The sequence below is a fragment of the Sphingomonas sp. GW821-FHT12D09 genome, from assembly GCF_058807215.1.
In genome coordinates, this window is the sequence record NZ_JBXAQL010000001.1 from 1,526,413 (window position 1) to 1,552,032 (window position 25,620).

A 25,620-nucleotide genomic window follows, 5' to 3' on the forward strand; every position below is an offset into this window, starting at 1 on the left:
ACAGGCAAGCCCTTTTCCCTTGCCCGCTCGGTTGTGGAGCCTGAGGCGTCGTCGGCCTAGGCGTCGGACCAACGGCGCAGCAGATTGTGGTAGACGCCGGTCAGCTCGATCACCGAGCGATCGTCATTGCCGAGCGTCGGCACCAGCCGCTGCACCGCCTGGTCCATCTCGAACAGGATGCGCCGCGCGGCATCGTCGCGGACCATCGACTGGATCCAGAAGAAGCTCGCCACGCGCCGCCCGCGCGTCACCGGCTCGACGCGGTGAAGGCTCGACGAGGGATAGAGGATCGCATGCCCCGCCGGCAGCTTGACCGACTGCGCGCCGAACTGCCCCTCGATCAGCAGCTCGCCGCCGTCATAGGCGGTGGGATCCTCGAGGAAGACCGTCATCGACAGATCGGAGCGGATGCGGAACTCGGTGCCGCGCTGGATGCGCACGGCATTGTCGACATGCGTGTCGAAGCGCTGCCCGCCGCCATAGCGGTTGAACAAGGGCGGAAAGACCTTGAGCGGCAGCGCCGCGGCGAAGAACAGGCCCGAGCGGCCCAGCGCATCGAGCACCATCGCTCCGGCCTGGCGATGGGCCTCGCCGCCTTCGGGCAGCTGCTCGTTATCCTTGGCCAACGCCGACTGGGCACCCGAGGTGGCGTTGCCGTTGACCCATTCCGCGCCGTCGAGGATACCGCGCAACGTGGCGACTTCTTCGGACGAAAGCAGTTCTGGAAGCGCAATCAGCATGCAAGTACCGCGGCAAGGTCGGGCCAGGCCGAACCCAGCAGCCAGCCGCGCATCTTGGCCGTGAACGCCGGCGTGGCGGTCCTGACTGCGACTTCGATCCAGCCTCGAGCCTTGGCGATCTCGCCGGCGTCGAGCAGCATCCGGGCGTGGTTGAAGGCACCGCGGAAATCGCCGCCTTCGGCCGCCCGGGCGTAGAATTCCGCCGCCTTTGCCATGTCGCGCTCGACGACCCAGCCATCCTCGTGGAAGCTGCCAAGATAGTTGACTGCCTTGGCATTGCCCATTGCGGCAGCCTTCTCGAACCAGGCGAACGCCTGCGCCTTGTCCTCCACCACACCGGCGCCGAGGGTCAGCGCGGTGGCATAATTGTACATGCCCCATTCGAGACCGTGTTCAGCGGCGATGCGGAAGCACTCGGCGGCCCGAGCCTTATCGACCGCGGTGCCCCAGCCCAGGTCATAGCAGCGCCCAACCATATTGAGCCCCATCAAATGCCCCTGGGCCGCGGCCTTGTTGAACCAGCCAAAGCCCTCACGCGCCTGTCCGGCATCGAGCAGCATCTGACCCAATACAGCCTGGGCCTCGGCCACGCCCTGCTCGGCACCCGCACGGATCAACGCCGCCCGCTCGTCCGGCGAACCGGAGAGGCGGGCGGCGATCTCGCTGGGCGTCAGCGCATTCAGGTCTTCGCTCAGAACTTCACTCCGAGCGTTGCGAAGGCCGAGCGGCCCGGCGCGATCGAGGCATAGTGCGCCGAATAGGCCTGCGGGAAATAGACCTTGTCGGTGAGGTTCTGCACATTGACGCTCACATCGAAATGCTCGTTGATCTTGTAGCCGAGCCGGGCGTCGAAGCGCCAATATTCCGGCACGGTGCGGACCAGCACCTTGGTCGCCGGATTGACCGTGACCACGCCGGCCGAATTCTGCGTGGCGGTGCGGTTGTCGCTATACCCGCCGAACACGCGGCTGGTGTAGAAGGCGCCGCCGCCGAAGCTCAGGCCGCTGAGCGGCGTGACGTTCGCCCACAACGTGAAGCTGTCCGCCGCCGTCTGCGTCGCCTGGCGACCGTTGTTGACCGAAGGGACCAGCACGACCTTGGCCGCCTGGGTGCCCACCGCCGCGGCAGTGAGCGCGGTATAGCCGCCATCGATGATCTTCGGATCGAGATGGGTATAGCCGCCGAACACGTTCAGCCACTTGGTGACGTTGCCGTTGAAGCTGAACTCGATGCCGCGGATGCGGCGCTTGCCGATGAACTGTACCGTGTTGTCCTCGCCGGTGGCGCGGGCATTGTCGGTGTCGGTCTGGAAAGCTGCCAGCGTCAGCGAGAGCTGCTCGTTGAACAGGCCGGCCTTCGCGCCGATCTCGTAGCTTTTGGTCTTCTCGACCTTGAGGCTGTCGAGCAGCGCCAGGTTCGCATTGGTGTTGGTCGTCGGCAGGGCGTTTGCCTCCGCGCCTTCGCCAAGCAGGCTGTTCGGCGGCGTCGCTGCGGTGGCATAACTCGCATAGAGGCTGGTGTTGCGGGTCGGCTTGAAGACCAAGCCGGCCTGCCAGTTGAACAGATTGTCGGTGCGCTCGAGGCTGAAGCCCTGCGAGCCCGCGGGAATGGCCGGCGTCAGCTTCGAGGTGAAGCGATCGAAGCGGCCGCCGAGGTTGAGGATCAGAGACGGCACCAGCGTGATCGAGTCGAAGGCATATGCCGAAACCGTGTGCGCGTCGTTCTGGATCTCGGTGGTCGGCCCGCCCTTCACGATCGGCGTCGTCACCGTGGTGGCGTCGCCGGTATAGTTGACCCAGGCGTCGTTCGGGTTCGGGTTGAACAGGCTGGCGCAGTAGAAGCGCGCGATCGTCGCTGTGTTGCAGCGCGGATTCACGCCCGAACCGGTGGCGAGGACATAGGTGCCGCGGCGAGCTTTCTCCCAGCTGACCTCGACGCCGGTCGCGAAGCTGTGCTTGACCGAACCCGTCTCGAAGGTGCCGAACAGGTCGGTCTGGTTGGTCAGCGCCTCGGAATAGCCGTAACGCGTATTGCCGCGCCGCCAGACATATCCGCCGGTGATCTGGTCCCCGCGCAGTGCCGCCGCGCTGCCGGCTGCGGGCGCGGTGGCGGAGGTGCCATAGACGTTGCCCTGCTGGTCATCCGGCTGAGTGTAGATGTAGTTCTGCTCGTTATAGCTGTAGCGCGAGTTGTTGCGCAGCGTGACATCGCCAAAGTCATGCTCGACGCGCAGATTGGCCTGATGCGTATAGGCATCGCGGAAATCACGGCTTTTCAGGCCGTAGAAGGCCGTGCGATCGATATAGCCCTTCACGCCGCCATTGGTGATGAAGTCGCCCATCGCCGGCTCGGAATAGATCTCGCCGGTGCCCGGCGCGTTGCCGATCGTGTAGCGATAGGCGATGCCGCTGTCGGGCAGCTCATGGCTCTCAAGATAGTAATAGCCGGCGGTCAGCCGCGTATCGCTGCCCAGGCCGATCGTGATCGACGGCGCGACGCCCCAGCGGCGGTTCCAGATCGCGTCGCGGCCGGCAACGTCCTGGTCGTGCCACATCGCCGCGACGCGGACGCCGATGCCACTGCCCAGATACTGGTTCACGTCGAGCGAGGCGTGCCTGTAGTCGGCGGTGCCGACGCTCGCCGTCGCGCGGACGAAGTCGGTCGCCTGGGGCGACTTGGTGATGATGTTGATCGAGCCGCCGGCACTGCCGCGGCCGCCGAGTGTCGAGTCCGAACCGCGGACGACCTGGACCTGTTCGATGGCAAAGGTGTCGCGTGCCTGGGCCGCGCTGTCACGTACGCCGTCTACAAAGGTCGAGCCCTGGCTGTCGAAGCCGCGGATGAAGGGACGGTCGCCAACTGGATTGCCGCCTTCGGCCGCGCCGAAGGTGATGCCGGGCACCGTGCGGAGCGCGTCCGCCAGCGTCGTCGAACCGGTTTGCTCGATCACATCCTTGGGCAGGACGATGACGGAACGCGGCGTGTTCTCAAGCGTCGCAGTCGCCTTGGGGCCCTGCAACTCGGTGCGCGTGCCGGTGACGGTGATTTCGCCGCGATCCTGTGCGCTACGATCCTGCCCGTCCTTGCCGTCGGGGCCGGGCATCGGGTCCTTGTCGGCGGCGTAAGCGGTGGCCGAAGTGGCGATGAAACCGACACAGGCAAGGGCCAGGTAGGACGCGCCGGAACGCGTGGCGGAAACGGTCATAGGAAGATCCCCCTTTATGCTCAAACTTTGGACAGCAGCCTCTTGGCCTCGCTGTCACTCATGATTCTAAGTCGCATTAGCGGCGCAGGCGCGGAGTATTCCGCCAATCTCAGCGACTTCTAGGAAATGGTATGATCGAAACGCGGTGCCAGCCGTGACTGGCCATGGGCAACCCGCTCCAGGATGCCACGCCGGCGCAACTGGCTGGCATATTGAGAAGAAATGCCCGCCTCGCGCAGCTCCGCCGCCGAGACCGGACCACGCCCGCGCAAGCGTCGTATCACTTTGGCGGCGCAAAGTCCCGAAGGTGAACCTTGCTCGGTGCCCATGGCGCGCGACACGACGCGAATCCGTCGCAAGGCGGCACCGCGCATGGCGACTTCGGGCAGCGCAACGACTTGCGGCATTAGTGCTTCCTGCGATAGCTAATGCGAATTGATCGCAACTGAGGCTCGCCTTTACGCTTCGCGGCGCGCCTGCCAATCGGCAAAGCGAAACATTGGGAACTTGTATGAATTTGCCAACGCTATCCCAATGTTGCGCGGTCGTTGTGCCCGGCTCGGCCTCTGACACGCAGCGATCCGCGTGGTTGCGCGTTTCGATATCGCTGCCCCAACCTGCGAGGCGGCAAGCACGGCTAGCCAAGTAGCCTGGATGCGGCGATAGAGTCGCAGGATGCGCATTCTAATCGTGGAAGATGATGCGGACACTTGTGGCTTCATCGCGCGTGGCCTCTCCGAGGGCGGCCATGTCGTCGTGACGGCGAGCAACGGCCGTGACGGGTTGTTCCAGGCAACGGACGGAAGCTTCGATGTGCTGATCATCGACCGGATGGTGCCCGCGCTCGACGGCCTGTCGCTGGTCAAGATGCTGCGAACCGGCGCTTGCGCAACGCCTGTCCTGATATTGACCGCGATGGGGAGTATCGAGGACCGCGTCGAGGGTCTGGAGGCAGGCGCCGACGATTATCTGGTCAAGCCCTTCGCCTTTTCTGAACTGGCCGCACGCGTCCAGGCACTCGCCCGCCGGCCGGTGCTGCACGCCGATCCCGTCCGGCTGAACGCGGGCGATATCGAGCTCGATTTCGAGCGGCGCCAGGTCCGGCGCGCCGGCCGCAAGGTGGCGCTACAACCGCGCGAATTCCTGTTGCTCGCCGAGTTGATGCGCAACCCCGGGCGCATCGTGACCCGGACGATGCTGCTCGAGCGGGTCTGGGATCTCGACTTCGAGCCAAGGACGAATATCGTCGAGACGCATCTCAGTCGGCTTCGCACAAAGCTCAATGCCGGGTTCGACGCCGACGCGATCGAGACCGTGCGCGGCGCCGGCTATCGGCTTCGCGCTGATTGATGCGCTTCCTCGGTCGCTCCACCTTCGGTCTAGCCGCGCTGATCAGTGTCGCATTGACGCTGGGAACGCTGGCGATCGGCAAGGTCGCCTATCGGATCACCCATCACGCGATCGAGCTGCAGCTCGACCATCGGATAGATACCGAGACACGCGCCCTGCTCGTCGAGGTGGGCACCAATCGGAGTGCCGCGATCGCCGCCGCGATCCAGCGGCGCCTGGCCGCTCCGATCGCCAACGACCTCGATTATCTGCTGGTCGATCGGACTGGAAGGCGGCTGGCCGGTAATCTCGATCCAGCAATGCGGCTCGTGCCCGGCTATGAAGAGTTCTTTCGGGCGCGGGACGGCTCGATCGGCCAGGCAATGACAACGCGCGTCCCAAACGATGCCTTGCTGATCGTGCGAGCGAATCGCGCCGGCCTGCGTCAGATCGATCGACGCCTGGGCGATCTGTTCAACTGGTCGATCGCCGCGATGCTGCTGCTCGGTCTCGCCGGTGCCTGGACGTTGAGCGCACTGACCAGGGCACGGCTGCATCGGATGGATCGCACCGCGCTTGCGATTATCGATGGAGACCTGGGGCAAAGGATGCCCGTCGGAGCTTCGGGTAACGAATTTGATCGCCTCGGCACGACGCTGAACCAGATGCTCGATCGTATTGCCGCGCTGATGCTCAATCTGAGACAGGTGTCGAGCGACATCGCGCACGATCTTCGAACGCCGCTCACGCGGCTACGCCACCGGCTGGAGGAAGCGGCCGGCGGAGACGAGGCCGAACGCACGGCGGCTGTCGATGCAGCGCTGAACCAGGCAGATGAACTGCTCGACATCTTCGCCGCGCTCCTGCGCATTTCGGAAGTCGAAGGGCTCGGCGTACGCAAGCATTTCCGGCCGTTCGACCTGAGTGCGGCGCTGACCGATTTCGCCGAGATGTTCCGAGCGGACTCGGAGCAGCGCGGCGACACCTTCGAAGTCGATGTCCAGCCTGGTATCGAAGTGCTGGGCGATCGGCGCCTGTTGATCCAGCTTGTATCGAATCTTCTCGACAACGCCCTCCACCATACCCCTGCCGGGACGCGCATTCGCCTCACGCTGCAGGAGGATGATGGAAGCGTATTGCTCTGCGTGCGCGATGATGGCCCCGGCGTGCCGGATAATTCGCGCGCAGGATTGTTCGAGCGCTTCAGCCGCGGAGACACCAGCCGATCGTCTGCCGGCCACGGCTTGGGACTCGCGCTGGTTGCTGCGATTGCGACGGCACATCATGGCGAGGTCGCTCTGCTCGACGGCCCCGGCTTCGGGATCGCGGTCTCGCTGCCGGGCCAGAGCGCCTAGCGGCTGGCGGAGACCCCGAGGATCTCCGCCGATACAGCCTTAGTTCGGCTTCATCACGAGCATCTGGACGGTGCCGGGAATGGCCTCGGGCCAGCCCAGCTTGTTCAGCGCGGCGAAGCGCGCGGTCGGCAGATAGAGCGTGCCGGTGGTCAGATCGACCGCGCCGGTCCGGGTGCCGATCTGCGTCGGCACGACTTCCTCGACATGGATGTCGCTGCGGCTGTTGACCTTGAGCACGGTCAGCACGCCATCATAGGCCGAGGGCACGAACGCGCGCTTGCGCACCTTGTCGTAGATCACCGCGTCCGCGCCCTTGCCCACCGGCAGCGTCGCGAGGTCCTCGCCCGTCTTGGCATCGAGCACCTTGAGCATGTTATTGAAGCATACCGAGAGGATGACATCGGCCCCCTCGACATAGGCCATTCCCGAGGGATCCTCGCAGCCCTTCATCGCCCATTTGCCGACCAGCTTGCGCTTCACCGCGTCGAACACGATCACCGAAGCGGATTCGGTGCCATTGACGAAGACGCGGCCGCGCCCGTCGGTCTGGGAGAATTCGAGCGGCTCGCCGAGTTCGACCGCGCCGTCGACTTCCTTGGTCGCCGGATCGATCGCCGCCGCCTTGCCATGGCCGCCCATCACCCAGACGCGCTTACCGATGGGCTCATAGACCGCGGAGTCCGACGCCTGCTCGAGCTCGACGAGCTTGACGATATTGCCCTCGACCGTGGTGAACAGGATCGCCCCGCTGATGCCGGCCATCGTGGTCAGCATCGTGTCGCCGCCCGGCAGCGGGATGACTGCGCGTCCTTCCGAGCCAGGGATGAAGCGGTTGTCGATCAGGCCGGTCTCGAGGTCGAGCTCGAAGACGCCATTGCCGCGCGCCGCGAACAGGCGGTGGTGGACCGGCTCTATATTGACATAGTCCCACCAGCCGTCGCCGATCTGGATGCGGTCGACGATGTGATAGCCGGGTGCCGTTGGAGCTGGTGTGGGAGCCGGAGCCGTCTGCGCGCGCGCCGGTGCGGCAAGTGCGAGCATGCTGCCGCATGCGATCGTCGTGGTCAGCAATCGTCCAAGGAACTTCATCTGCCTTACTCCCCGTTTTGATTGGTCGATGGCCGGCGCGTCATTGCGAACAGCAGCGTCGGCAGGAATGCGAGCACCAGCGGCGCTCCGATAAGGAGCCCAGCAATAATCGCGGTGGCGAGCGGAGCCTGCAGCCCGGCGCCACGGCTGATGCCGAGCGCCAGCGGCAGCAGCGTGAGCATAGCTATCAGGGCCGACATCAGGATCGGCCGCAACCGCGCCCTGCCCGCCTCGAGCAGCGCCTCAAGGGACAGCGATGCATCCACGGGCAATTCGGCGAGATAGAAGATTGCGAGTTCGGTGATCATGCCGACCACCATCGTCAGGCCCATCAGCGCGGAGATGTCCAGTTCGGTCCCGGTCAGCCACAGGCCGAGGAACACTGCCGAAGTGGACAGCAACACGGTGCTGATCACGGCAATCGTATAGGTCCAGCGCTCGAACAGCAGCGTCAGCAGCAGCGCCGAGAGCAGCAGCGCAGCGACGAACACGGTGATCAGGTCCGAGAAGCTCTGCTGCTGCTGCGCGTAGAGGCCGCCATAATCGACGCGGATCGTGGGCGGCAAATGCAGCGCCTCCACCGCCGCCTGCACCTCATGCATGCCGGTACCGAGATCCTTGCCCTCGAGCCGCGCGGTGACCGGGATGAACGGCGCCAGGTCCTCGCGCGTGATCTGGCGCTGGCCTGCGGCGATGCGGATCGTCGCGATCGAGCCTAGCGTCGCCGTGCGCCCATCAGAAGCGCGGACGAGGAGCTGGCCCAGCGCATCGGCGCGGCTGCGCAGGTCCTGCGGGAGCCGCACCCGCACGTCGAGCACCTGTTCGCCGGCTAGGATCTGGGTGGCAATGGTGCCGCCCACCTGCGATTCGACCTGCTTGGCGACGGCATCGGGATCAAGCCCGGCCAATGCCGCCGCAGCGCGATCGACATGGATCTCGATCGCGTCGCCGGCCACGCGCAGGCCGTCGACCACTTCGACCACGCCGTCGATCTTGCCGATCGCCTCCGCGACCTTCTGGGCGGAGGTGGCCAGCTCGGCGTCGTCATCGCCGAACAGCTTGACCTCGATCGGCTCGGGCACCGCGGTCAGGTCGCCGATCAGATCTTCCATCAGCTGGGCGGTCTCGATCTCGAGCCCGGGTACCTGCTCCTCGACCTTGTCGCGGATCTCTGCCATCACTTCGTCGATCGGACGGCGGCTGCCGCCCTTGAGGCGGATGAAGAAATCGCCCTCATCGGCCTCGGTCAGCCCGCCGCCGAGCTGCACGCCGGTGCGGCGCGAATAGCTGGTGACTTCTGGCGTCTCGCGGATGATTGTCTCGACCTGGCGGAGCAGGCGATCGGTGTCGGACAGCGCCGCGCCCGATTTCGCCTTGTAGTCGAGGATGAAGCCGCCCTCGTCCATCACCGGCATGAAGCCGGATTCCAGACGCGTCCAGGCAAAGCCGCCCGCCGCCACGAGCAGCGCCGCGGTCAGGCCGGCCGCGAGAGCAGGGCGGGCAAGCACGCGGGCGCCGAGCTTGCCGTACCAGCGTGCCAGCGCGCCGGTGAGCCGTTCGGCCTTGTCGGCGGCTTCAACGTCCTTGAGCGTCAACCAGCGCTGCCCGACCAGCGGCAACACATAACGCGCGTAGAGCAAGGACACGCCCAGCGCGGCGACCATCGTCACCGCCAGCGCCTTGAAGAAGCCGCCGGTCACGCCCGAGATGAAGGCGAGCGGCAGGAACACCACGATCGTCGCCAGCGTCGATCCGAACAACGGCCGCGACATCTCGCGCGCGCTGGCCAGGATCGAGGGCGGCTCAGCCTCGCCCCGGCCATCCTGCAGCCGCCGCATCAGATGCTCGAGCATCACCACGGCATCGTCGACGACCAGGCCGACCGCCGCGGCCATGCCGCCCAGAGTCATCATGTTGAAGCTCATGTGCAGCGCGAACAGCGCGAGGCAGGTCGCGGCGAGCACGGCGGGAAGCAGCAGCGCAGTGATCACCATCAACCGCCACGAGCGCAGGAACAGGAACAGCACCACGCCGGCGAGCAGCGCGCCGAGCAGGATCGCGTCGCGCACTGCGTCGGCGGCGCCGGTCACCAGCTCGGACTGGTCGTAGAAGGGGCTGACCTTCACCGTGGCGGGCAGCTTGGCGCCCTTCAGCCGATCGGTGATCTCGCGCGCCAGCTTCACTGCGTCGGCGGTCGGCGTCTGGCGAATATTGACCAGTACCGCGTTCGTGCCGTTCGAGGTGACGCGCACCCAGGCCGGCGCCGGGGCACGGCGGATGTTGGCGAGCTGGCCGAGCGTGACCACGCCTCCGCCCGGCGTCGCGCTCGCCTTCACCGGGATCGCGGCGATGTCGGCCTCGCTGGTCAGTCGATCATCGACCAGCGCAAGGTAGAGCCGGTGGCGATCCTCGATCCGTCCGACGGCGGAAACGCTATTCGCCGAACCGATCGCTGTCGCGACATCGGCCAGGGTCAGGCCCAGCGTCTGGAGCCGCGCGGGATCGACCTCGACTTCCATCTCGGGCGGCGCGCCGCCGAGCACATCGACGCCGGCGACCCCGGGCACGGTCGACAGCAGCGGGCGTAGGCGAAGCTGGGCAAGCTGGGCCAGCGCGACGCCGTCGAGCTTGTCGGAGGTCAGCGAAATGCCGAGCACCGGGAAGATCGTCGGATCCGATCGCCGCACGCTGAACCGCGTGCCCGCCGGCAGATCGGGAAGGATCGTCGCGAGCGCGCCCTGCGTCGCCAGCACGGCGTTGGTCATGTCGTCGCCCCAGCCGAAGCTCAGCGCGATCTCGGCGGCGCCGCGACTGGTGGTCGAACGGATCTGGATCACGCCGGGGATCTCGCGCAGCGCGATCTCAGCGGGTCGCGAGATGTCGGCGGCCATCTGCGTCGCGTCGCGCTCCCCGGCATCGATCGAGACGACGACGCGGGGGTAATCGATATGCGGGAACAGCGTGACCGGCAGCTTCATCGCGCCGAACAGGCCAGCCAGCGTGACCAGGAAGACGCCCAGCCAGATGGAGCGGGCATGGCGGTGCATCACGTCGCTCATTGCTCGCGCACCTTCGCGCCGTCCTCGAGCGCGGTGCCGCCCTCGGTGACGACCTTGTCGCCCTTGGCCAGGCCCTTGAGGATCTGGATGCGCTCGCCCGAGGAGCTGCCCGGCAGCACGTCCTGCTGATGCGCCACCCCGGCCCTGACGACGAAGACATAGCTCTTGCCGCCATCGTCGAGTAGCGCGGCATAGGGGATGGTGATCCCTTCGGCCTGCTGCGCCAGCACGAGCGACCCGCGCAGCGCCTCGCCCGGCGCGACCGCGAAGGCGGCGGGGAGGTTGGCATAGAGCGCGGAGAGCCGCGTCGTCGCGTCGACCTGACTGTCGATGCCGGCCACCGTCACGCGCGCGCGCGCATCGCCCGAGACGCTCTGGAGCTGGAGCGGCTGGCCCGGATGCAAGCGCTGCACCAGCGCCGGATCGACGCCGAAGCGGGCACGCAGATTGCCCGGCGCGACCACGATCGCGGCAGTTGCGCCAGCGGCGAGCTGCTCGCCATTCTTCGCGCTCAGCCCCTGCACCACGCCCGAGACCGGCGCCCGCAGCGGCACCCCGGCGCGCGCCATGCCGAGATTGGCGAGCGTCGCATGCGCAACCTGCGCCGCGGCGCGCGCCGTCTCGATCTCGGCGTCGGAGCCTAGGCCATCGGCACGCAGCCTTTTGGCACGGGCAAGCGCGGCATCGGCGGCGCTCGCGTCAGAGGCGGCCTTGGCCATGTCGGTCGCGGTCGCCCGGCTCGGCCGCAGTGTCAGGACCACCTGCCCGGCGCGCACCGGCGTGCCATTGGGGCTGAGGATCCGATCGACGATCGCCTCGGCCGGCGCGACCAGCGCATGCTCGCCGCCGGGCCCGGCCTCGGCCACGCCGTACAAAGAGACTTCGGAAGCCGTGGCGCCCAGTTCGGCTGGCGCGGTCTTCACCAGCGCGACCGGCTCGGCCTTGTCCGCTTCGCCTTCGTCGGCAGCCGGGCCGCCGCAACCGGCAAGCAGGGCGAGCGGAAGCAGCGCGGTCATCCGCATCATCGGGTCCATCCTTCGCTGGGGCCGCCCGAGATAAGCTCGAGGGCGATAGTCTGTTCGGCGATCTGCTGGTCGAGCTGGGCGAGGCGCAGCTCCCTGTCCCTGAGCGCCTGCTCGGCGGTGGCCGCAGTGGCGGGCGCGAGATCTCCGCGCTTCGCGGCCCGCGCCGAGGTCTCGGCAAAATTCCGGCTGGTGGGGATCTGCGCGATCAGCACCGCGCGCTGCTGGCGGAGCAGCCCGAGCGATTCCGCCGCAGCGCTGATCTCGGCGCGCGTCTGGAACAGCCGCGCCTCATATTCGGCCTTGAGCTGTTCGCGCGTCGCCTTGGCGATGGCGATGCCGCCGCGATTGCGGTTCCACAGCGGCAGGGTGAAGTCGATCGCCGGGCCAATCGTGGTGTTGCCGCCGGTATCGCGCGCGCCCGCGACGGTGAGCGAGAGGGTGGGAAACTGGTCGAGCACCGCCTTGTGCACCTCGGCCTCAGCCACTGCGTAGCCGGCGCGCAATGCCTGGAGGTCGAGCCGCCGCTCCAGCGCCTGCGCGACCAGCGTCGCCGCGGCGGGTGCGACCGCGGGTTCGGGCGCCACCGTCAGCCGCAGCGCGGTTTCGGGCGGGAAACCGAGCAGCTTGTTGAGCTCGCCCCGCACGGTGGCGAGATCCGTCTCGGCGGTGCTCAGCTTGTCGCTCGCGTCGGTCACGGCGGTTCGCCGCGCATCGAGATCGGCGGCGGCGATGTCGCCCCGCCCCGCCGCGCGGCGCGCCTGCTCGAACAGCGCCTGCGTGGAGTCGGCGCTGGCCCGGGCGAGACGCAGCTGCGTCTCGAGCGCCAGGATGCGTACGCCCAGCAGCCGTGCCTGGCCGGCGGTCTGCCATTCGGCCCAGGCGAGATCGAGCCGCACCTGGCGCCTGCTCGCCTCGGCATTCTGCCGCGTCACGCGGGCGGTGCGCAGCTGATTGAGGTCGAACGCCAGCTGGCCGCCGAACGCATCGAGCGGGTCCGAACCCGACACCAGCTTGTCGAAATTGGCCTGGAAGGTCGGATCGGGGAGCAGCCGCGCGGCGAAGGCCTGGGCATCGGTGACACCAAGCCTGGCGCGATGCGCCTTGAGATCGGGGTTCTCGAGTACCGCGATAATCGCCAGCGCATTGGGCGTCAGCGGCCTGGTCCAGTCGATCGGCTCGGGCGTGAGATAGGGTCGGTCGATCTTCTGCGCATCCGCCGAGACGATCGCCATGTCGGGCGTCGCCAGCACCGCCCCGGGCTCGGCTAGCGGGGCCGCCCGATAGGGCACGCAACCGCTCGCCAGCAGCGCTGACGCCGTTCCACAGAGCAACAATCGCAGTCGGCCTGGCCTCACTTCGCGCTCCCGCATTCCGATCGGTGCGCACTATGGAGGGATGGCTATTGGCCCAGCATTGGCCGAACATTAGGAATCGCCAACTTGCCGACGGGCGGCGATCGGACCCATTTTCGGCACGGAAACTGGACCTCAGGCGAATGAAGCTGCTGCTGCTCGAAGACGATGAGGCGACCCGAACCCAGGCCGTGCGCATGCTCAGCGCGGCTGGGCATGTGGTCGAGGCGTGCAGCTCGGGGAGCGACGCGCTCTTTATGGCGACCGAGGGGGATTACGGCGTCCTCATCCTCGATCGGATGGTGCCCGGACTGAACGGCCTGTCGGTTCTGAAGGCGTTGCGTGCAGCGGGCATCTGTACGCCCACGCTGCTGCTCACGTCGATGGACGGGATAGACGACCGGGTCGAGGGATTGGAAGCCGGCGCCGACGACTATCTAGTCAAGCCGTTCGCCGGTGCCGAGTTGCTCGCCCGGATCAACGCGCTCTCGCGCCGGCCCCCGATCGCCGATATCGCAGTCACGCTCACGGTCGGCGACCTCGTCATCGACCGGCTGAAGCGCACCGTCACCCGGGCTGGCACCCGCATCGAACTGCAGGCGCAGGAGTTCAAGCTGCTCGACTATCTGATGCAGCATGCCGGCGCGGTGGTGACGCGGACGATGCTGCTCGAGAATGTCTGGTCCTTCCACTTCGATCCGCAGACCAACGTGATCGAAAGCCATATGAGCCGGCTGCGCGCCAAGGTGGATCGCGGGTTCGGCAAGGAACTGATCCAGACGGTGCGGGGTGCCGGATACCGGATCGATGGCTGAACGCGCGCCCCGGCGCCGCAGCGCGCTCAACAGCGGCGCCTTCCGCTTCGCGCTGGTCTTCGCGGCGGTGTTCGCCTGCGCTTCCTTCCTGCTGCTCGACCGGGTCTATCAGCAGATCGGCGGCTATGCCGAGCAGGCAACGATCGGCGCGCTGAAGACTGAGACCGCGTCGCTGATCGCGGGAAATCGCGCGGACCTTGCGAACGAGATTCGCCTGCGCACCGCCGCCACGCCCGACGGCACTTTCCTGTACCTCCTGATCGACGCCCGGGGCGGGCGCGTCATCGGCACGATTCCCCGGTCCGCTGCCAGGCCAGGTTCGGGCAGGATTTCGATGCGCGAGCCCGGCCGTACCGAGCCCGAGGAGCTCGCCACTTTGGGCACCGACCTGGCGGACGGCAGCCTGCTCGTCGTCGCGACCGACAGTTTCGATATCGGCTGGATCCGCGGGCAGATGATCCGGTTCATGATCGCCTGGGCGGTGACAGTTACGCTGCTCGCCTTGGTCGCAGGCTGGGCGGCGGCGTGGCTATTCCTCAAGAGGTTGAGCGCGGCTAATTCGGCGATCGACCGAATCATGGCGGGTCGCACCGAGCAGCGCATCCCGATGATCGGGCTGGCGCCGGAGCTCGACGATCTCGCGCGCAACCTCAATCGCATGCTCGAGCGAATCGACGGGCTGATGGAGGGGCTTCGCCAGGTATCCACCGATGTCGCGCACGATCTGCGCACGCCGCTCACCCGCCTGCGCCAGATGCTCGAGGCCGCGCGCGAGGCGGTGGAGCGCGACGAAGTCGTGTCAGGCATCGATGCGGCGATCGCCCAGGCCGATCAACTGCTCGCCACCTTCCGCGCGATCCTGCGCCTCGCGCAGATCGAGGGCGGCGGCCGCCGCGCGCCGTTCGAGGGGGTCGATCTGGGAGCGTTGCTGCAGGGACTGGTTGAGACCTATGAACCGGTCGCGCATGATGCCGGCCATGTCCTGATCGCGCCGGTGGCGGAGGCAGCGGCGATATCGGGCGATGCCGAGCTGCTCGCCCAGCTTTTCGCCAATCTTATCGAGAATGCGATCCTCCATACGCCGGCGGGCACGCGCGTTCGCGTTGAGGTCGAGCCGGTCGAGGAAGGGTTTCGCGCCTCGGTCATCGACAACGGTGCCGGGGTGCCCGCCGCGGAGCATCCGCGCCTCACCCGCCGATTCTACCAGGTCGATCCGAGTCGAGGCGCCGGGAGCGCTGGACTCGGCCTCGCGATGGTTAGTGCGATCGCGCATCTGCACGGCGCCCGGCTCGAGATTGGGGACGCGCAGCCTGGCCTGCGTGTCAGCGTTGAGTTCACTGGGACGGGCTGAAGGAGAGCTCTGATATAGCGCACCCCTTCGAGCACTTGGATCCTGATCTCCACTTACATTTTACCGAGCGCGCTCTCACGCGGAGGGTTCGAGATACTCATTTTCTAAGCAGCATAAGTGATTGATAGTTTGATATTTTGTAAAATGGCAGAGCCAAGCATCCGCCTATTCTTCGATACCAATGCGAAATCGTTTCGTCATCTCGAATTTAATTTTCTGCCACCGGAAGTACGAGCCTCTACCCGGTAAGGTCATCTCGCGCCCAGGTTGATGCCCCACCTTCGTTGAGATCATTATCGTTTAATGTTTCGGGTGTGGGGCATTCGAGCAGACCGGCGACACCTGCCTTGCGGGCGAGATCCACTATCTCATTCTCCCATCTCAGGAACCAGGCACGCTTTTCTTCCTCGAACTCATAGAGATCGTAGGTTCGCTCGAGGCCCTTCTTGACGTGGTTCATCATCGCTTCGGCGGTCTCGAAGTCTACGTCCAGCCGCTTGGTGTTGGAGCGAGCGGTGCGGCGGAGATCATGGGGAGTGAAGTGCTCGATCTTCCGCCCTGCGAATTTCTCCATTCGATCATGCACCCGATCGCGCGCCTTGTACCATCCTGACCGACGCGGCCCATCGACCCGCTCAGCGGGGAACACCCATTCACCATTGGTTCGCATCAAGCGCAGCCCCCAAGGGCCCAGCGCAATCCTATGGGCCATAGAGTTCTTCGCGCGGCTTGCAGGGATCGTCCAAACCCCGTCGACGACTTCCTCGGCACGGGCTCGCACGACCTCCGAAATGCGCGCGGCAGTGAGGAGCCAGAGTATCATCCCGCGACGAAGGTCAGGTTCCTCTTGCGCGACTGCGCGCAGAAACCATTCGATTTCCTCCAGGCTCAGCTTTCGCGAGCGAGGCTCCTCTGGAAACCGCAGATCTCCAAGACGCCGCGATGGGTCCGATTCCAGCCCGACGACGGTGCCGCGGAGCGATGCTGCCCAACCGAAGAATACTTTCAGTTCGGCCGCTAGCCGGTTCGCCCGGACCTGCGCCTGCTCGCCCTTCGCCTGGACAAGGGTAACGAGGTCACGTTCACTGACATCATAGATCACCCGGTCGGCGAGAACCGGCGCGATGTCGGTCGTATAGATGTAGAGCTTGTCCGTGATGGTGCGTGGCTTGTTCTTCCGCTTGGCGCGCGAGGCTCGCCCCTGCCGTACAGCGACCATGTATAGTTCGTGTGCCTTCGCCACGGTCATCGTCGCGCGGAGTGCGGCCGCCCGTACGGCCTCATCCTGCACCGCGCGCTCCGCGGCTTCGGCCCGCTCGACTTCTCTCGGATCTACGCCCGTCTCGATTTGATCGTTGAATGCTCGCGCTCGAGCTCGCGCGTCGGCGATACTGTGCGCGGGAAACTGCCCGAGCGTGCGTTTAAGGAAGCCATCACCGCCGGGCAGCCGACGATAATATCTCCAGACCTTCTTCCCGCTCCCAAGCACGGCGATCGAAAGGCCGGGCGTTTGTGAATCCGGGATACAACCTTTCGACAGCACATCAATTGCGCTCGGCGTCAGGTCCTTGATCTTGCGTGCCATAACCGACTCCAGCCGGCCCCAGCGCACTAAAAATCGGGATACAAATCGGGATACAATAGCCGTCGAATCCAGACGAACCCGGTCCAACTAGGTCCAACTGAATTTCGAAGCAGCTGATCGAGATTAGTATCTGTTTCAGTGTGTTAAAGCCGAATCACGAGGATTCGGTTGGCTGGGGCGGCAGGATTCGAACCTGCGAATGACGGTACCAAAAACCGTTGCCTTACCACTTGGCGACGCCCCAGCAGAGCGGGCGCTTATACGGGCTTAGATGACGCGTTCAACCCAGCCATGCGGATCTTCGGCGGTTCCGCGCTGGATGCCGCCAAGCTCGCTGCGCAGCTTCTCCGTCACGATGCCCGGACCGCCATTTCCGATCATGAATTCATAGCCGCGGCCACGCACCTTGCCGATCGGGGTGAGCACCGCCGCAGTGCCGCAGGCGAACGCCTCGCGCAGCTTGCCGCTCTGGGCATCGGCCTTCCACTGGTCGATCGAATAGCGCTCTTCGCGCACTTCGATCCCCTGCGCGCGGGCAAGCGTGAGCAGCGAATCGCGGGTGATGCCGGGCAGGATCGTGCCACCCAGCGGCGGCGTGACGATCGAGCCATCGTCCATCACGAACATCACGTTCATTCCGCCCAGTTCCTCGACATAGCGGTTCTCGACCGCATCGAGGAACACGACCTGGTCGCAGCCCTCGCCGATCGCTTCCTTCTGCGCGACCAGGCTCGCGGCATAGTTGCCGCCGCACTTGGCCGCACCGGTCCCGCCGGGGGCCGCACGCGTGTAACGCTCCGAGACCCACAACGTCACCGACGGGGCGCCGCCCTTGAAATAGGCACCCGCCGGCGAGGCGATGACCATGTATAGATATTCGCTGGCCGGCTTCACGCCCAGGAACACTTCGCTGGCGAACATGAAGGGGCGCAGGTAGAGCGAGCCGCCCTCGATCTCCGGAATCCACTTCTGATCGACGCGGACCAGCTCGTGGATCGAGTTGAGGAACATCGCGTCGGGCAGCGGCGCCATCGCCATCCGCTCGGCGGATTCGCGGAAGCGGCGGGCATTCTCGTTGGCGCGGAACAGCGACACGCCGCCATCGGGCGTGCGATAGGCCTTGAGCCCTTCGAAGATCTCCTGTGCATAATGGAGCACGGCCATCGCCGGATCGACCTGGATCGGTCCGCGCGGCAGGATCCTGGCGTCGTGCCAGCCCTTCTCGGTCGAATATTTGATCACTGCCATGTGGTCGGTGAACACCTTGCCGAAGCCGGGATTGGCAAGAAGCGCGGCGCGATCGGTGTCGCTGACCGGGTTGGTGTGCGCTTCGAACTCGAAATCCAGGATCGTGGTGTCTTCCATCTTACTCGCCTTCGACTCTGCCTTGAGCGGCTTGCAGCGAGTTAGGCGCGGTGGCAGAAAGCGTCAACATGGCTGCCCCAATTCCCGCCTCTCCCCTCTTCCTGCGCGAGCCCGAGATCCGGCGCGGTGTGGAGCTGCTCTATTTCGGCTATGCGCATCTGACGCGCTCGATCGATGCCGGGCTGGCCGAACAGGGGCTGGGCCGCGCGCATCACCGCGCGCTCTATTTCATCGCCCGCAAGCCCGACCTGACGGTGAGCGAGCTGCTCGCGATCCTGTCGATCACCAAGCAGTCGCTGGGCCGCGTGCTGACCGAACTGGCTGATCGCGGTTTCGTCGAGACGCGCACCGGCGACCGCGACCGCCGCCAGCGGCTGTTGCGGCTCACGCCCGCCGGTGCGAAGCTGGAAGGCGAGTTGTTCGACGCGCTGCGCGAGAAGATGGCAGGCGCCTATTCGAGTGCGGGCCAGGGCGCCGTGGGAGGCTTCTGGGCAGTGCTCGAGGGGCTGGTGCCCGACGAGGAGCGCGCAGTGGTGGCGGCGCTCGGGAGGTGAGCGAGCCGCGCGGGGCCGAAGCCCCGCGCCTGCCGATCAGCCAAGCCGGATCGACAGCTCCACCTCGTCGCTGAACGGCATCGACATGTACCCGTTCGCTATCGACCCGACGCGCTCGAGATATTCCGGGCAATAATCGGCATTGTCGGCGATCAGGATCGCGCCCGGCCGCAGGCGGCTCTCGACCCGGTCGAGGATGTCCGAATAGAGCGCCTTGGCGCCGTCGAGCAGGACCAGGTCGATCGTCTCGGGCAGGTCGATCGCCAGCGTCTCCAGCGCATCGCCTTCGCGGAACTCGACCAGGTCGGCCAGGCCGCCCTCGGCGAGATTGACCTTGGCGCGGGCGAGCTTGCCCGGTTCGAACTCGCTGGTGATCAGCCGGCCGCCGCCATTATCGCGCAGCGCCGCCGCCAGATGCAGCGTCGACAGGCCGAAGGACGTGCCGAACTCGACGATCGAAATCGCACGCGTGGCGCGCACCAGCATGTACAGCAGGCCGCCGACTTCCGGCGAGATCGGCAGGGCGAAATCGCCGAGCCTGGCGTAGAAATCGCGATACTCGGTCTTGCTGCGCATCATCGCGCGGTGATCCTCGGCGGTGGTGCCGGCAAAGGCGGCGCTGCGCGCCGGCGGGTTGGCGTCCGCCTCGGCGAACAGGCGCGCGAGAAGGGGCGCCACGGGGGCGCTCGAAAGCGTAGTCATGTTGGGTTTCTCCGTTGGCGAGCAGGGACTTGCTTGCCGACCCGGAAAATACGACTAGTTCGTCAGTTTTGACTATTCGTATTGGCCTAGAGCCCGCATGACCACTCCTCGCAGCACCCGCATCGCCTCGCGGAAACAGCCCCAGCAGACGCGCGCGCACCAGCTCGTCGAGGCGGTGCTCGATGCGGCTGTTCAGGTTTTGATGAAGGAAGGCGCGCAGCGATTCACCACCGCGCGAGTCGCGGAGCGCGCCGGCGTGAGTGTGGGTTCGCTCTACCAATATTTCCCGAACAAGGCGGCGATCCTGTTCCGCCTGCAGAGTGACGAGTGGCGGCGAACCTCGGCGCTGTTGCGGAGCATCCTGGAAGATGGCGCGACTCCGCCGCCCGCGCGGGTACGGCGGCTGGTCCATGCCTTCATCCAGTCCGAATGCGAGGAAGCGGCGATCCGTACTGCCCTCAGCGACGCCGCTCCGCTTTACCGCGACGCGCCCGAGGCGATCGCGGCCAAGGCCGAGAATGCGCAGATCTTCCGCGGGTTCTTGCGCGAGGCTCTGCCGGACGTCAGCGACGAGGCGCGGATACTAGCGGGGACTCTTATCAAGACCACGCTCAGTCAGGTGGGCAGCAGCTTCTCGGAAACACCGCGCACGGAGGCGGAGATCGCCGCCTGGTCGGACGCGGTGGCGGATATGCTGTGTGCGTATCTGGAGAAGCTGGCGGGGCGGTGACTTCAAAGTCCCCCCTCGGGGAGGGGTTGGGGTGGGGCCTATCGCAGCCTATCGCAGGCGGCAGTCTCGATGAGACTCCCCCACTCCAAACCCCTCCCCTGAAGGGGAGGGCCTTAAAATCAAGCCACCTTGAACCCTTCCTTGTTCATCGTCAGCGTCAGTGCCTTGTTCTTCTCGTCGCTCAACTGGGCGCGCAGCATCGGAAAGAGGCGCATTTCCTCCTCCGCCATATGCTCCTCGATATCGGCGCGGAACTGGCGGACCTTGGCGATCCAGTCGGGCGAGGTGGTGGGCATGTTCTCAAGCTCGTAGAGATACTGCTTCACGTAGCCATGTTCCTTGGTGAGCGCATCGGCGCCCACTTTCTGCCCGGCCTCACGCAGTGCCGGGTAGATGACATTCTCCTCCTCCACCGCATGCTTCATCAGCGCATGCTTCAAGTGCGCGAGCAGCAGGTTGCGCTTGGTGGTGGAATGCTCGTCGGTCGCCTCGATCTGGTCGAACACCTTGCGCACTGCGGCGTGCTCGGTGGCGAGCGCTTCGTCCCAGTTCCCGGCAAGCACGCTCGGCGCCTGGACCGCCGCCTTGCGGCCGAGCAGCGCGAGAAAGCCCAATGCCACGCCGCCAGCGGCCGCGGCACCGATGACGCCGAGATTGTGCGATGTGCTGGTCCGCTTCGATCCAGTGAAGCGGCCACTCTTGTCACGGGTTGCGGTGGTGGTCGTCATGCTCACGCCTCCATTGGTTACGCTGTCGGCGCATCAACGGTGGAATGGAGCGGGCGTTCCGATCAGCCCCGCGCTTCGGCGGCCATTTCGGCGTTGCGCCGCGCCGATGCATCGAGCGTGGCGAGCATCAGCTTCTTCAGCGCATCGCCTGCGTCGAGCACGTCGAGTCCCTTGCGGGTCGAGCCGTTCGGACTGGCGACGCGGTCGGCGAGCACCGCCGGCGGCGCGCCCGAGGCCGCAGCGAGCAGGCCGGAGCCCTCTACCGTGGCAACGGCGAGGCGCTGGGCCTGATCCTCTGGCAGGCCGAGCGATGACCCCGCAGCCGCGAGCGCATCGATGAAACGATAGACGAAGCCGGGGCCGCACCCTTCGAGCGCGGTGACCACGTCGAACAGCTTCTCGTCCGCGATCCACTCGACCAGGCCGAGCGGCTGCATCAGCGCATCGGCGGGGTAGCTGTGGCGGCCGTGCAGCGCGACGACGCCCTTGCCGATCGCAACCGGCAAATTGGGCATGGCGCGGACGATCATGCCCGCCTTGAAGCGCGCGGCCAGGGTGGCGACTTCCACGCCCGCGAGAATGGAGAGGAGCAACGGCACGCCAGCGATCCGGGCGCCATGCGCTTCGGCGATCAGGTCGAGCTGCTGCGGCTTCATGCCGAGCATTACTGCGTCGGGCAGCGGCCCTGCGGGGAATTCCCTGCCCTGCCGCACGCCGGCGGGGAGTTCGCGGTCCTGGCGATTGACGACGAAGACCTGGGTGGGGTCAATCGTCCCCGCCTCGATCCAGCGGCGCAGCATCGCGCCGGCCATATTGCCGCAACCGACCAGCCAGAGGCTGGCTGGCGGAATCGGCTTCACGCTTCGCCCTGCGTTTCGATCAGCGCGGCGGCCAGCGCCTCGGCCGGGGTCTTGCCGCCCCACAGCACGAACTGGAAGACGGGGTAGAAGCGCTCGCACTCGTCAACGGCGCTTTCCACGAGCAGCTCGGCCTGGGCCAGGCTGAGCGTCGGTTCGTCGCCGTCGATCAGCGCGGCGTGCCGGAACAGCAGGATGCCGCTCTGCGACCAGAGCTCGAAATGGCCGATCCAGAGCTGCTCGTTGACCAGGCCCACGGCTTCGTAGAGCGCCAGGCGGCGCTCGTCGGGCACGCGAATGTCCGGGAAGGCGAGGAACTGGAGCACGCCATCATCTTCGCGCCAGATCGCGCGCAGCTCATACTCCGTCCAGCTTCCCTTGACCTTCGCCACGATCTCGTCGTCGTCGCGGCTGTGCGTCCAGCCATGCGCGGCGAAATAGCTTTCGAGCATGTCGATAGGGGCTGCGTCGTCGCGGTCGAATTCCGCTTCGTCGAGCATCAGTTTCTCCACTGGGGCCGGATTGCTTGGGCAGAATCTGCCAACCGCATCGGGCCCGCACAAGCGCGGGGTTCACAACCCTGCGCAAAAGCTGTGGACAAGGTGTTATGCTTGTCCTGCAGGCTTTTTAGGCGATTTCGGTGCCTTGGGTGCGGCTGTGGCGGGGTTCGCACCGCCCAGCTGTGCCTCGAGTGCGGCGAGGCGCGCCTTGAGCGCATCATTCTCGTCGCGCGCGGCCACGGTCATCGCCTTTACGGCCTCGAATTCCTCACGGGAAACAAAGTCCATGCCCCCGATCCACTCGCGAGCGCGCTCGCGCGCGGCGCCTTCGGTCTCGCGGGCGACGCCGGCCAGCGTGCCAGCCGCGCCGTTCACGAACTTCACGAAATCGTCGAACAGGCGGTTGTCGGTCTGCATCTCGATATTCCTTACGCGATCACTTGATCTGTATTTCGTCAGCCGGACGCGCAGATACAAGGCTTCCGGCGTTCGGATTGAGCTGGTGGACCTGATACAGCAGAACGCCGGCAAAGGCGATCCAGGCCAGATAGGGCAGCAGCAACACCGCAGCGAAGGCGCGAATCCGCGCGAACAGGATGCAGGTGATCAGTGCGAGCACGAACAGCGCACCGAGGATCGCCAGCGCCGGCACGACCTGGTGCATGCCGAAGAACACCGGCGACCAGATCAGGTTGACCAGCATCTGCACCGCGAAGACGACGAGCGCGGGCCCGCGCAGCGTCGATCCGCGGGCGTTGATGATCATCGCAAGGGCGAGACCCATCAGGATGTAGAGCGCGGTCCAGGCGACCGGGAACACCCACTCCTCTGGCATGATCGCCGGCTTCACCAGCTTGGCGAACCAGGGATTGGCGCTGCCCGACGGAGCGAGACGCGCAGACGTGAAGCCGAGCAGCAGGATGAACGGCACCGTCACCACGGCCCATCGCAGATAGGCGAGCCTCAGCTGGCCCTTCGATGCGATTTCCCTCAACTTAAACCTCCGATCGTCCCCAGAATGAAAGGGCTATGGTGCAGCGCGCCGAAAGGCAAGCACTGCTATCGGGCGTCCACAGCTTGATCCTGGTTAGCGGTATCAGCACGCGTCGCACCGATCAGGAATTCGACATTCCCCTCGGGGCCGGTGATCGGGCTGGTGGTGATTCCGGCGACCGCCCAGCCCTGCGCGGCGACCCATTCGATCACTTCGCGGCAGACGCGATCGTGCACTGCGGCATCGCGCACCACCCCGCCCTTGCCCACTTCGCCGCGCCCGGCCTCGAACTGTGGCTTGATCAGCGCGACCAGCCGTGCACCGGGGCGGGCGAAGCGGAAGGGCACTTCGAGCACCTTGGCCAGGCTGATGAAGCTCGCATCGCAGACGATGATGTCTACGGCCTCGGGGATATGCCCGTTGGTGAGGGTCCGGGCGCTGGTCTGCTCGAGCACGGTCACGCGGGGATCCTGGCGCAGCTTCCAGGCGAGCTGGTTGGTGCCGCTGTCGACCGCATAGACGCGCGCAGCCCCCTTGCTGAGCAGCACATCGGTGAAGCCGCCGGTCGAGGAACCGACGTCGATCGCGACGGTACCGGTCACGTCCCAGCCGAAATGATCGAGCGCATGGGCGAGCTTGACCCCGCCGCGCGACACCCAGGGATGGTCGCGCCCGCGCACGTCGAGCACCGCTTCTTCGGGAAGCTGCTGGCCCGGCTTGTCGACCTTGCGGTCGCCATTGAAGACCAGCCCGGCCATGATCAGCGCCTGGGCACGGCTGCGGCTCTCGGCGAGGCCGCGGTCTACGAGCATCTGATCGGCGCGCTGCTTGGACATGGAATCCCCTTAGGTGGAACCGCTTCGGATGCAAAGCCGCGCGCCTTCGCAGGGCGGCTGATGCAGGATGGCAGCGAAAAGGGGAGAATTGCCATGACGCCGAGCCCGGCCTGCCTCGCGCTGATCCAGGAGTTCGAAGGCTGCGCGAAGCAGCAGCCGAACGGCAACTTCGCCGCCTATCCAGACCCCGGCAGCGGCGCGGAGCCCTGGACGATCGGCTGGGGCTCTACAGGCGTGGGGATCGCGCAGGGGCTCGTCTGGACCCAGGCCCAGTGCGACGCGCGGCTCCAGGCGGACGTGACCGCCTTTGCCGCCAGGGTTTCGGAGGTGATCGGCACTGCACCTACCAGCCAGAACCAGTTCGATGCGATGGTCGACTTCGCCTATAATCTGGGGGTCCAGAACCTGGCCAACAGCACGCTGCTGCGGCTTCACAAGGCCGGCGACTTCACCGGCGCGGCGGGACAGTTTCCGCTGTGGAACCGGGCGGCGGGCAAAGTGCTTCCCGGCCTGGTCAGGCGCCGTGCGGCGGAGCAGGCGCTCTACGAGAAGCCCTGACCGAACGGCCTGGCGCAGCCGACCTTCGATCCGGCGCAAGCCTATTGCCTATCAAAACAGTGGGAATACATTTGACGCTCCGGCCTGCCCTCCCGTGGAGCGCAAAGTGATGAGTATCTTCTCCCCGCTAGACGACCATTCGCCGCTCGTCCTCACTGTTCCCGGGCTGGGCGGCTCGGGGCCTTCGCACTGGCAGACTTTGTGGGAGCAGTCCCGCCCCGACACCAGTCGAGTCGAGCTCGGCATGTGGAACACGCCGCACCGCAATGCCTGGGTGACTAGGCTCGACCAGGCGATCCGCGGCGCCCAGGCGCCGGTGGTGCTCGCCGCGCACAGCCTGGGCTGTCTCGCGGTCGCCTGGTGGGCCGAGCTTTCACCGCAACCCTTTGGCTGGCCGGTGGCGGGCGCGCTGCTCGTCGCCCCGGCCGATGTCGATCGCTCCGAGGTGAAGCCCGAGCTCGCCGGCTTCGCGCCGGTACCCGCCAAGCCGCTCCCCTTCCCCTCGATCACGGTGGCGAGCCAGGACGATCCCTGGATCAGCCTCGACCGCGCCCGCGAACTCGCCAAGGGCTGGGGCAGCTTCTTCGTCGATGCAGGACCCCAGGGGCACCTCAATGCCGCCAGCGGCATCGGCTGGTGGCATGAGGGCCAGGCGCTGCTCGACCGGGTGCTCGACGCTGCATCGGACCGCAGCGGGCGCGTCCGCTCCGCCGCCGATGCGCGTTCCTTGCTCGCGATTAACGCTACGGATGCCGCGCAAAGCCATTATCTGGGCCAGCATGCATGAATTTGCCGTGTGCCCGGCCCCAACCGGCGCACGGCACTGGTAACTGCCCGTAAATCCCCTACAATAGGATTTGCGGGCGTGGCCGGGTGGCGTACCCTAGAGCG

25 protein-coding genes and 1 tRNA gene are annotated in these 25,620 nt (G+C 66.2%); 8 read left to right on the forward strand and 18 right to left on the reverse strand.

The genetic code is table 11. The features are described from left to right. Nucleotides 1-56 precede the first annotated feature (56 nt). From AC1RPL_RS06770 to AC1RPL_RS06785, 4 genes are all read right to left on the reverse strand, one after another. A complete protein-coding gene (locus AC1RPL_RS06770) occupies nucleotides 57-740 on the reverse strand; it encodes a Fe2+-dependent dioxygenase (RefSeq protein WP_493068487.1) in 684 nt (227 codons plus the stop codon). Next, the gene (locus AC1RPL_RS06775; RefSeq protein WP_493068488.1) at nucleotides 734-1,357 is read right to left on the reverse strand and encodes a tetratricopeptide repeat protein; all 624 of its coding nucleotides are present in this window, start codon (nucleotides 1,355-1,357) and stop codon (nucleotides 734-736) included. The genes AC1RPL_RS06770 and AC1RPL_RS06775 overlap by 7 nt, the downstream gene beginning before the upstream one ends. A 74-nt stretch (nucleotides 1,358-1,431) precedes the next feature. Beyond that, nucleotides 1,432-3,945: a TonB-dependent receptor gene (locus AC1RPL_RS06780; protein WP_493068489.1), complete on the reverse strand. Its 2,514-nt coding sequence runs from the start codon at nucleotides 3,943-3,945 to the stop codon at nucleotides 1,432-1,434. A 119-nt stretch (nucleotides 3,946-4,064) separates the two neighbouring features. After that, complete coding sequence (locus AC1RPL_RS06785) at nucleotides 4,065-4,352, reverse strand: type IV toxin-antitoxin system AbiEi family antitoxin domain-containing protein (protein ID WP_493068490.1); 288 nt, start codon at nucleotides 4,350-4,352, stop codon at nucleotides 4,065-4,067. 268 nt (nucleotides 4,353-4,620) lie between these two features. Here AC1RPL_RS06785 and AC1RPL_RS06790 point away from each other — a divergent pair, with 268 nt between their 5' ends. Both AC1RPL_RS06790 and AC1RPL_RS06795 read left to right on the forward strand, forming a co-directional pair. After that, nucleotides 4,621-5,295 (forward strand): response regulator transcription factor, encoded by a 675-nt coding sequence (locus AC1RPL_RS06790; RefSeq protein WP_493068491.1) that lies wholly within the window; start codon nucleotides 4,621-4,623, stop codon nucleotides 5,293-5,295. Beyond that, the gene (locus AC1RPL_RS06795) at nucleotides 5,295-6,629 is read left to right on the forward strand and encodes a sensor histidine kinase (RefSeq protein ID WP_493068492.1); all 1,335 of its coding nucleotides are present in this window, start codon (nucleotides 5,295-5,297) and stop codon (nucleotides 6,627-6,629) included. Before AC1RPL_RS06790 ends, AC1RPL_RS06795 begins: the two co-directional genes overlap by 1 nt. Before the next feature lie 39 nt (nucleotides 6,630-6,668). Here the strand turns inward: AC1RPL_RS06795 and AC1RPL_RS06800 are convergent, their stop codons facing one another. Genes AC1RPL_RS06800 through AC1RPL_RS06815 form a run of 4 tightly spaced genes read right to left on the reverse strand, consistent with a single transcriptional unit; the run spans nucleotide 6,669 to nucleotide 13,091 of the window. Next, the gene (locus tag AC1RPL_RS06800; protein WP_493068493.1) at nucleotides 6,669-7,718 is read right to left on the reverse strand and encodes a hypothetical protein; all 1,050 of its coding nucleotides are present in this window, start codon (nucleotides 7,716-7,718) and stop codon (nucleotides 6,669-6,671) included. Between the two features lie 5 nt (nucleotides 7,719-7,723). Then, nucleotides 7,724-10,777: an efflux RND transporter permease subunit gene (locus AC1RPL_RS06805; protein WP_493068494.1), complete on the reverse strand. Its 3,054-nt coding sequence runs from the start codon at nucleotides 10,775-10,777 to the stop codon at nucleotides 7,724-7,726. Beyond that, on the reverse strand, nucleotides 10,774-11,802 hold the full coding sequence (locus AC1RPL_RS06810; RefSeq protein WP_493068495.1) for an efflux RND transporter periplasmic adaptor subunit: 1,029 nt from the start codon (nucleotides 11,800-11,802) through the stop codon (nucleotides 10,774-10,776). The genes AC1RPL_RS06805 and AC1RPL_RS06810 overlap by 4 nt, the downstream gene beginning before the upstream one ends. Further along, complete coding sequence (locus AC1RPL_RS06815) at nucleotides 11,799-13,091, reverse strand: TolC family protein (protein WP_493068496.1); 1,293 nt, start codon at nucleotides 13,089-13,091, stop codon at nucleotides 11,799-11,801. The genes AC1RPL_RS06810 and AC1RPL_RS06815 overlap by 4 nt, the downstream gene beginning before the upstream one ends. A 206-nt stretch (nucleotides 13,092-13,297) precedes the next feature. On the opposite strand from AC1RPL_RS06815, the gene AC1RPL_RS06820 reads away from it, so the two are divergent. Together AC1RPL_RS06820 and AC1RPL_RS06825 are read left to right on the forward strand one after the other, a co-directional pair. Further along, the gene (locus tag AC1RPL_RS06820) at nucleotides 13,298-13,969 is read left to right on the forward strand and encodes a winged helix-turn-helix domain-containing protein (protein ID WP_493068497.1); all 672 of its coding nucleotides are present in this window, start codon (nucleotides 13,298-13,300) and stop codon (nucleotides 13,967-13,969) included. After that, nucleotides 13,962-15,320: a sensor histidine kinase gene (locus tag AC1RPL_RS06825; RefSeq protein WP_493068498.1), complete on the forward strand. Its 1,359-nt coding sequence runs from the start codon at nucleotides 13,962-13,964 to the stop codon at nucleotides 15,318-15,320. The genes AC1RPL_RS06820 and AC1RPL_RS06825 overlap by 8 nt, the downstream gene beginning before the upstream one ends. A gap of 238 nt (nucleotides 15,321-15,558) precedes the next feature. On the opposite strand, the gene AC1RPL_RS06830 is transcribed toward AC1RPL_RS06825, so the two are convergent. From AC1RPL_RS06830 to AC1RPL_RS06840, 3 genes are all read right to left on the reverse strand, one after another. Then, a complete protein-coding gene (locus tag AC1RPL_RS06830; RefSeq protein ID WP_493068499.1) occupies nucleotides 15,559-16,905 on the reverse strand; it encodes a tyrosine-type recombinase/integrase in 1,347 nt (448 codons plus the stop codon). Nucleotides 16,906-17,074: 169 nt separating this feature from the next. Then, a tRNA-Gln gene (locus tag AC1RPL_RS06835) sits at nucleotides 17,075-17,149 on the reverse strand. Between the two features lie 23 nt (nucleotides 17,150-17,172). Then, on the reverse strand, nucleotides 17,173-18,270 hold the full coding sequence (locus tag AC1RPL_RS06840; RefSeq protein ID WP_493068500.1) for a branched-chain amino acid aminotransferase: 1,098 nt from the start codon (nucleotides 18,268-18,270) through the stop codon (nucleotides 17,173-17,175). A gap of 68 nt (nucleotides 18,271-18,338) precedes the next feature. Between AC1RPL_RS06840 and AC1RPL_RS06845 the strand changes: the two genes are divergently transcribed. After that, nucleotides 18,339-18,824 (forward strand): MarR family winged helix-turn-helix transcriptional regulator, encoded by a 486-nt coding sequence (locus AC1RPL_RS06845; protein ID WP_493068501.1) that lies wholly within the window; start codon nucleotides 18,339-18,341, stop codon nucleotides 18,822-18,824. Between the two features lie 36 nt (nucleotides 18,825-18,860). Here AC1RPL_RS06845 and AC1RPL_RS06850 read toward each other — a convergent pair whose 3' ends face one another. Continuing rightward, on the reverse strand, nucleotides 18,861-19,526 hold the full coding sequence (locus tag AC1RPL_RS06850; RefSeq protein ID WP_493068502.1) for an O-methyltransferase: 666 nt from the start codon (nucleotides 19,524-19,526) through the stop codon (nucleotides 18,861-18,863). A gap of 97 nt (nucleotides 19,527-19,623) precedes the next feature. On the opposite strand from AC1RPL_RS06850, the gene AC1RPL_RS06855 reads away from it, so the two are divergent. After that, nucleotides 19,624-20,256, forward strand: coding sequence for a TetR/AcrR family transcriptional regulator (locus tag AC1RPL_RS06855; RefSeq protein ID WP_493068503.1), 633 nt, complete (start codon nucleotides 19,624-19,626; stop codon nucleotides 20,254-20,256). Nucleotides 20,257-20,375: 119 nt separating this feature from the next. On the opposite strand, the gene AC1RPL_RS06860 is transcribed toward AC1RPL_RS06855, so the two are convergent. The 6 genes from AC1RPL_RS06860 to AC1RPL_RS06885 all read right to left on the reverse strand — a co-directional run bounded on the left by AC1RPL_RS06860 (nucleotide 20,376) and on the right by AC1RPL_RS06885 (nucleotide 24,171). Continuing rightward, nucleotides 20,376-20,984, reverse strand: a complete 609-nt coding sequence (locus AC1RPL_RS06860) for a hemerythrin domain-containing protein (RefSeq protein WP_493068504.1) — start codon at nucleotides 20,982-20,984, stop codon at nucleotides 20,376-20,378. A gap of 62 nt (nucleotides 20,985-21,046) precedes the next feature. Next, nucleotides 21,047-21,796, reverse strand: a complete 750-nt coding sequence (locus AC1RPL_RS06865; protein ID WP_493069095.1) for a pyrroline-5-carboxylate reductase family protein — start codon at nucleotides 21,794-21,796, stop codon at nucleotides 21,047-21,049. A gap of 44 nt (nucleotides 21,797-21,840) precedes the next feature. After that, nucleotides 21,841-22,344, reverse strand: a complete 504-nt coding sequence (locus tag AC1RPL_RS06870; RefSeq protein WP_493069096.1) for a type III secretion system chaperone family protein — start codon at nucleotides 22,342-22,344, stop codon at nucleotides 21,841-21,843. A 102-nt stretch (nucleotides 22,345-22,446) separates the two neighbouring features. After that, nucleotides 22,447-22,758, reverse strand: a complete 312-nt coding sequence (locus AC1RPL_RS06875) for an accessory factor UbiK family protein (protein ID WP_493068505.1) — start codon at nucleotides 22,756-22,758, stop codon at nucleotides 22,447-22,449. A 19-nt stretch (nucleotides 22,759-22,777) separates the two neighbouring features. Next, entirely contained in the window at nucleotides 22,778-23,335 is a 558-nt protein-coding gene (locus AC1RPL_RS06880) for a TspO/MBR family protein (protein ID WP_493068506.1), read from the reverse strand. A 65-nt stretch (nucleotides 23,336-23,400) separates the two neighbouring features. After that, a complete protein-coding gene (locus tag AC1RPL_RS06885; RefSeq protein WP_493068507.1) occupies nucleotides 23,401-24,171 on the reverse strand; it encodes a TlyA family RNA methyltransferase in 771 nt (256 codons plus the stop codon). Nucleotides 24,172-24,264: 93 nt separating this feature from the next. Between AC1RPL_RS06885 and AC1RPL_RS06890 the strand changes: the two genes are divergently transcribed. Both AC1RPL_RS06890 and AC1RPL_RS06895 read left to right on the forward strand, forming a co-directional pair. Then, on the forward strand, nucleotides 24,265-24,729 hold the full coding sequence (locus AC1RPL_RS06890; RefSeq protein WP_493068508.1) for a lysozyme: 465 nt from the start codon (nucleotides 24,265-24,267) through the stop codon (nucleotides 24,727-24,729). Between the two features lie 109 nt (nucleotides 24,730-24,838). Next, nucleotides 24,839-25,516, forward strand: a complete 678-nt coding sequence (locus tag AC1RPL_RS06895; RefSeq protein WP_493068509.1) for an RBBP9/YdeN family alpha/beta hydrolase — start codon at nucleotides 24,839-24,841, stop codon at nucleotides 25,514-25,516. Nucleotides 25,517-25,620: the final 104 nt, after the last annotated feature.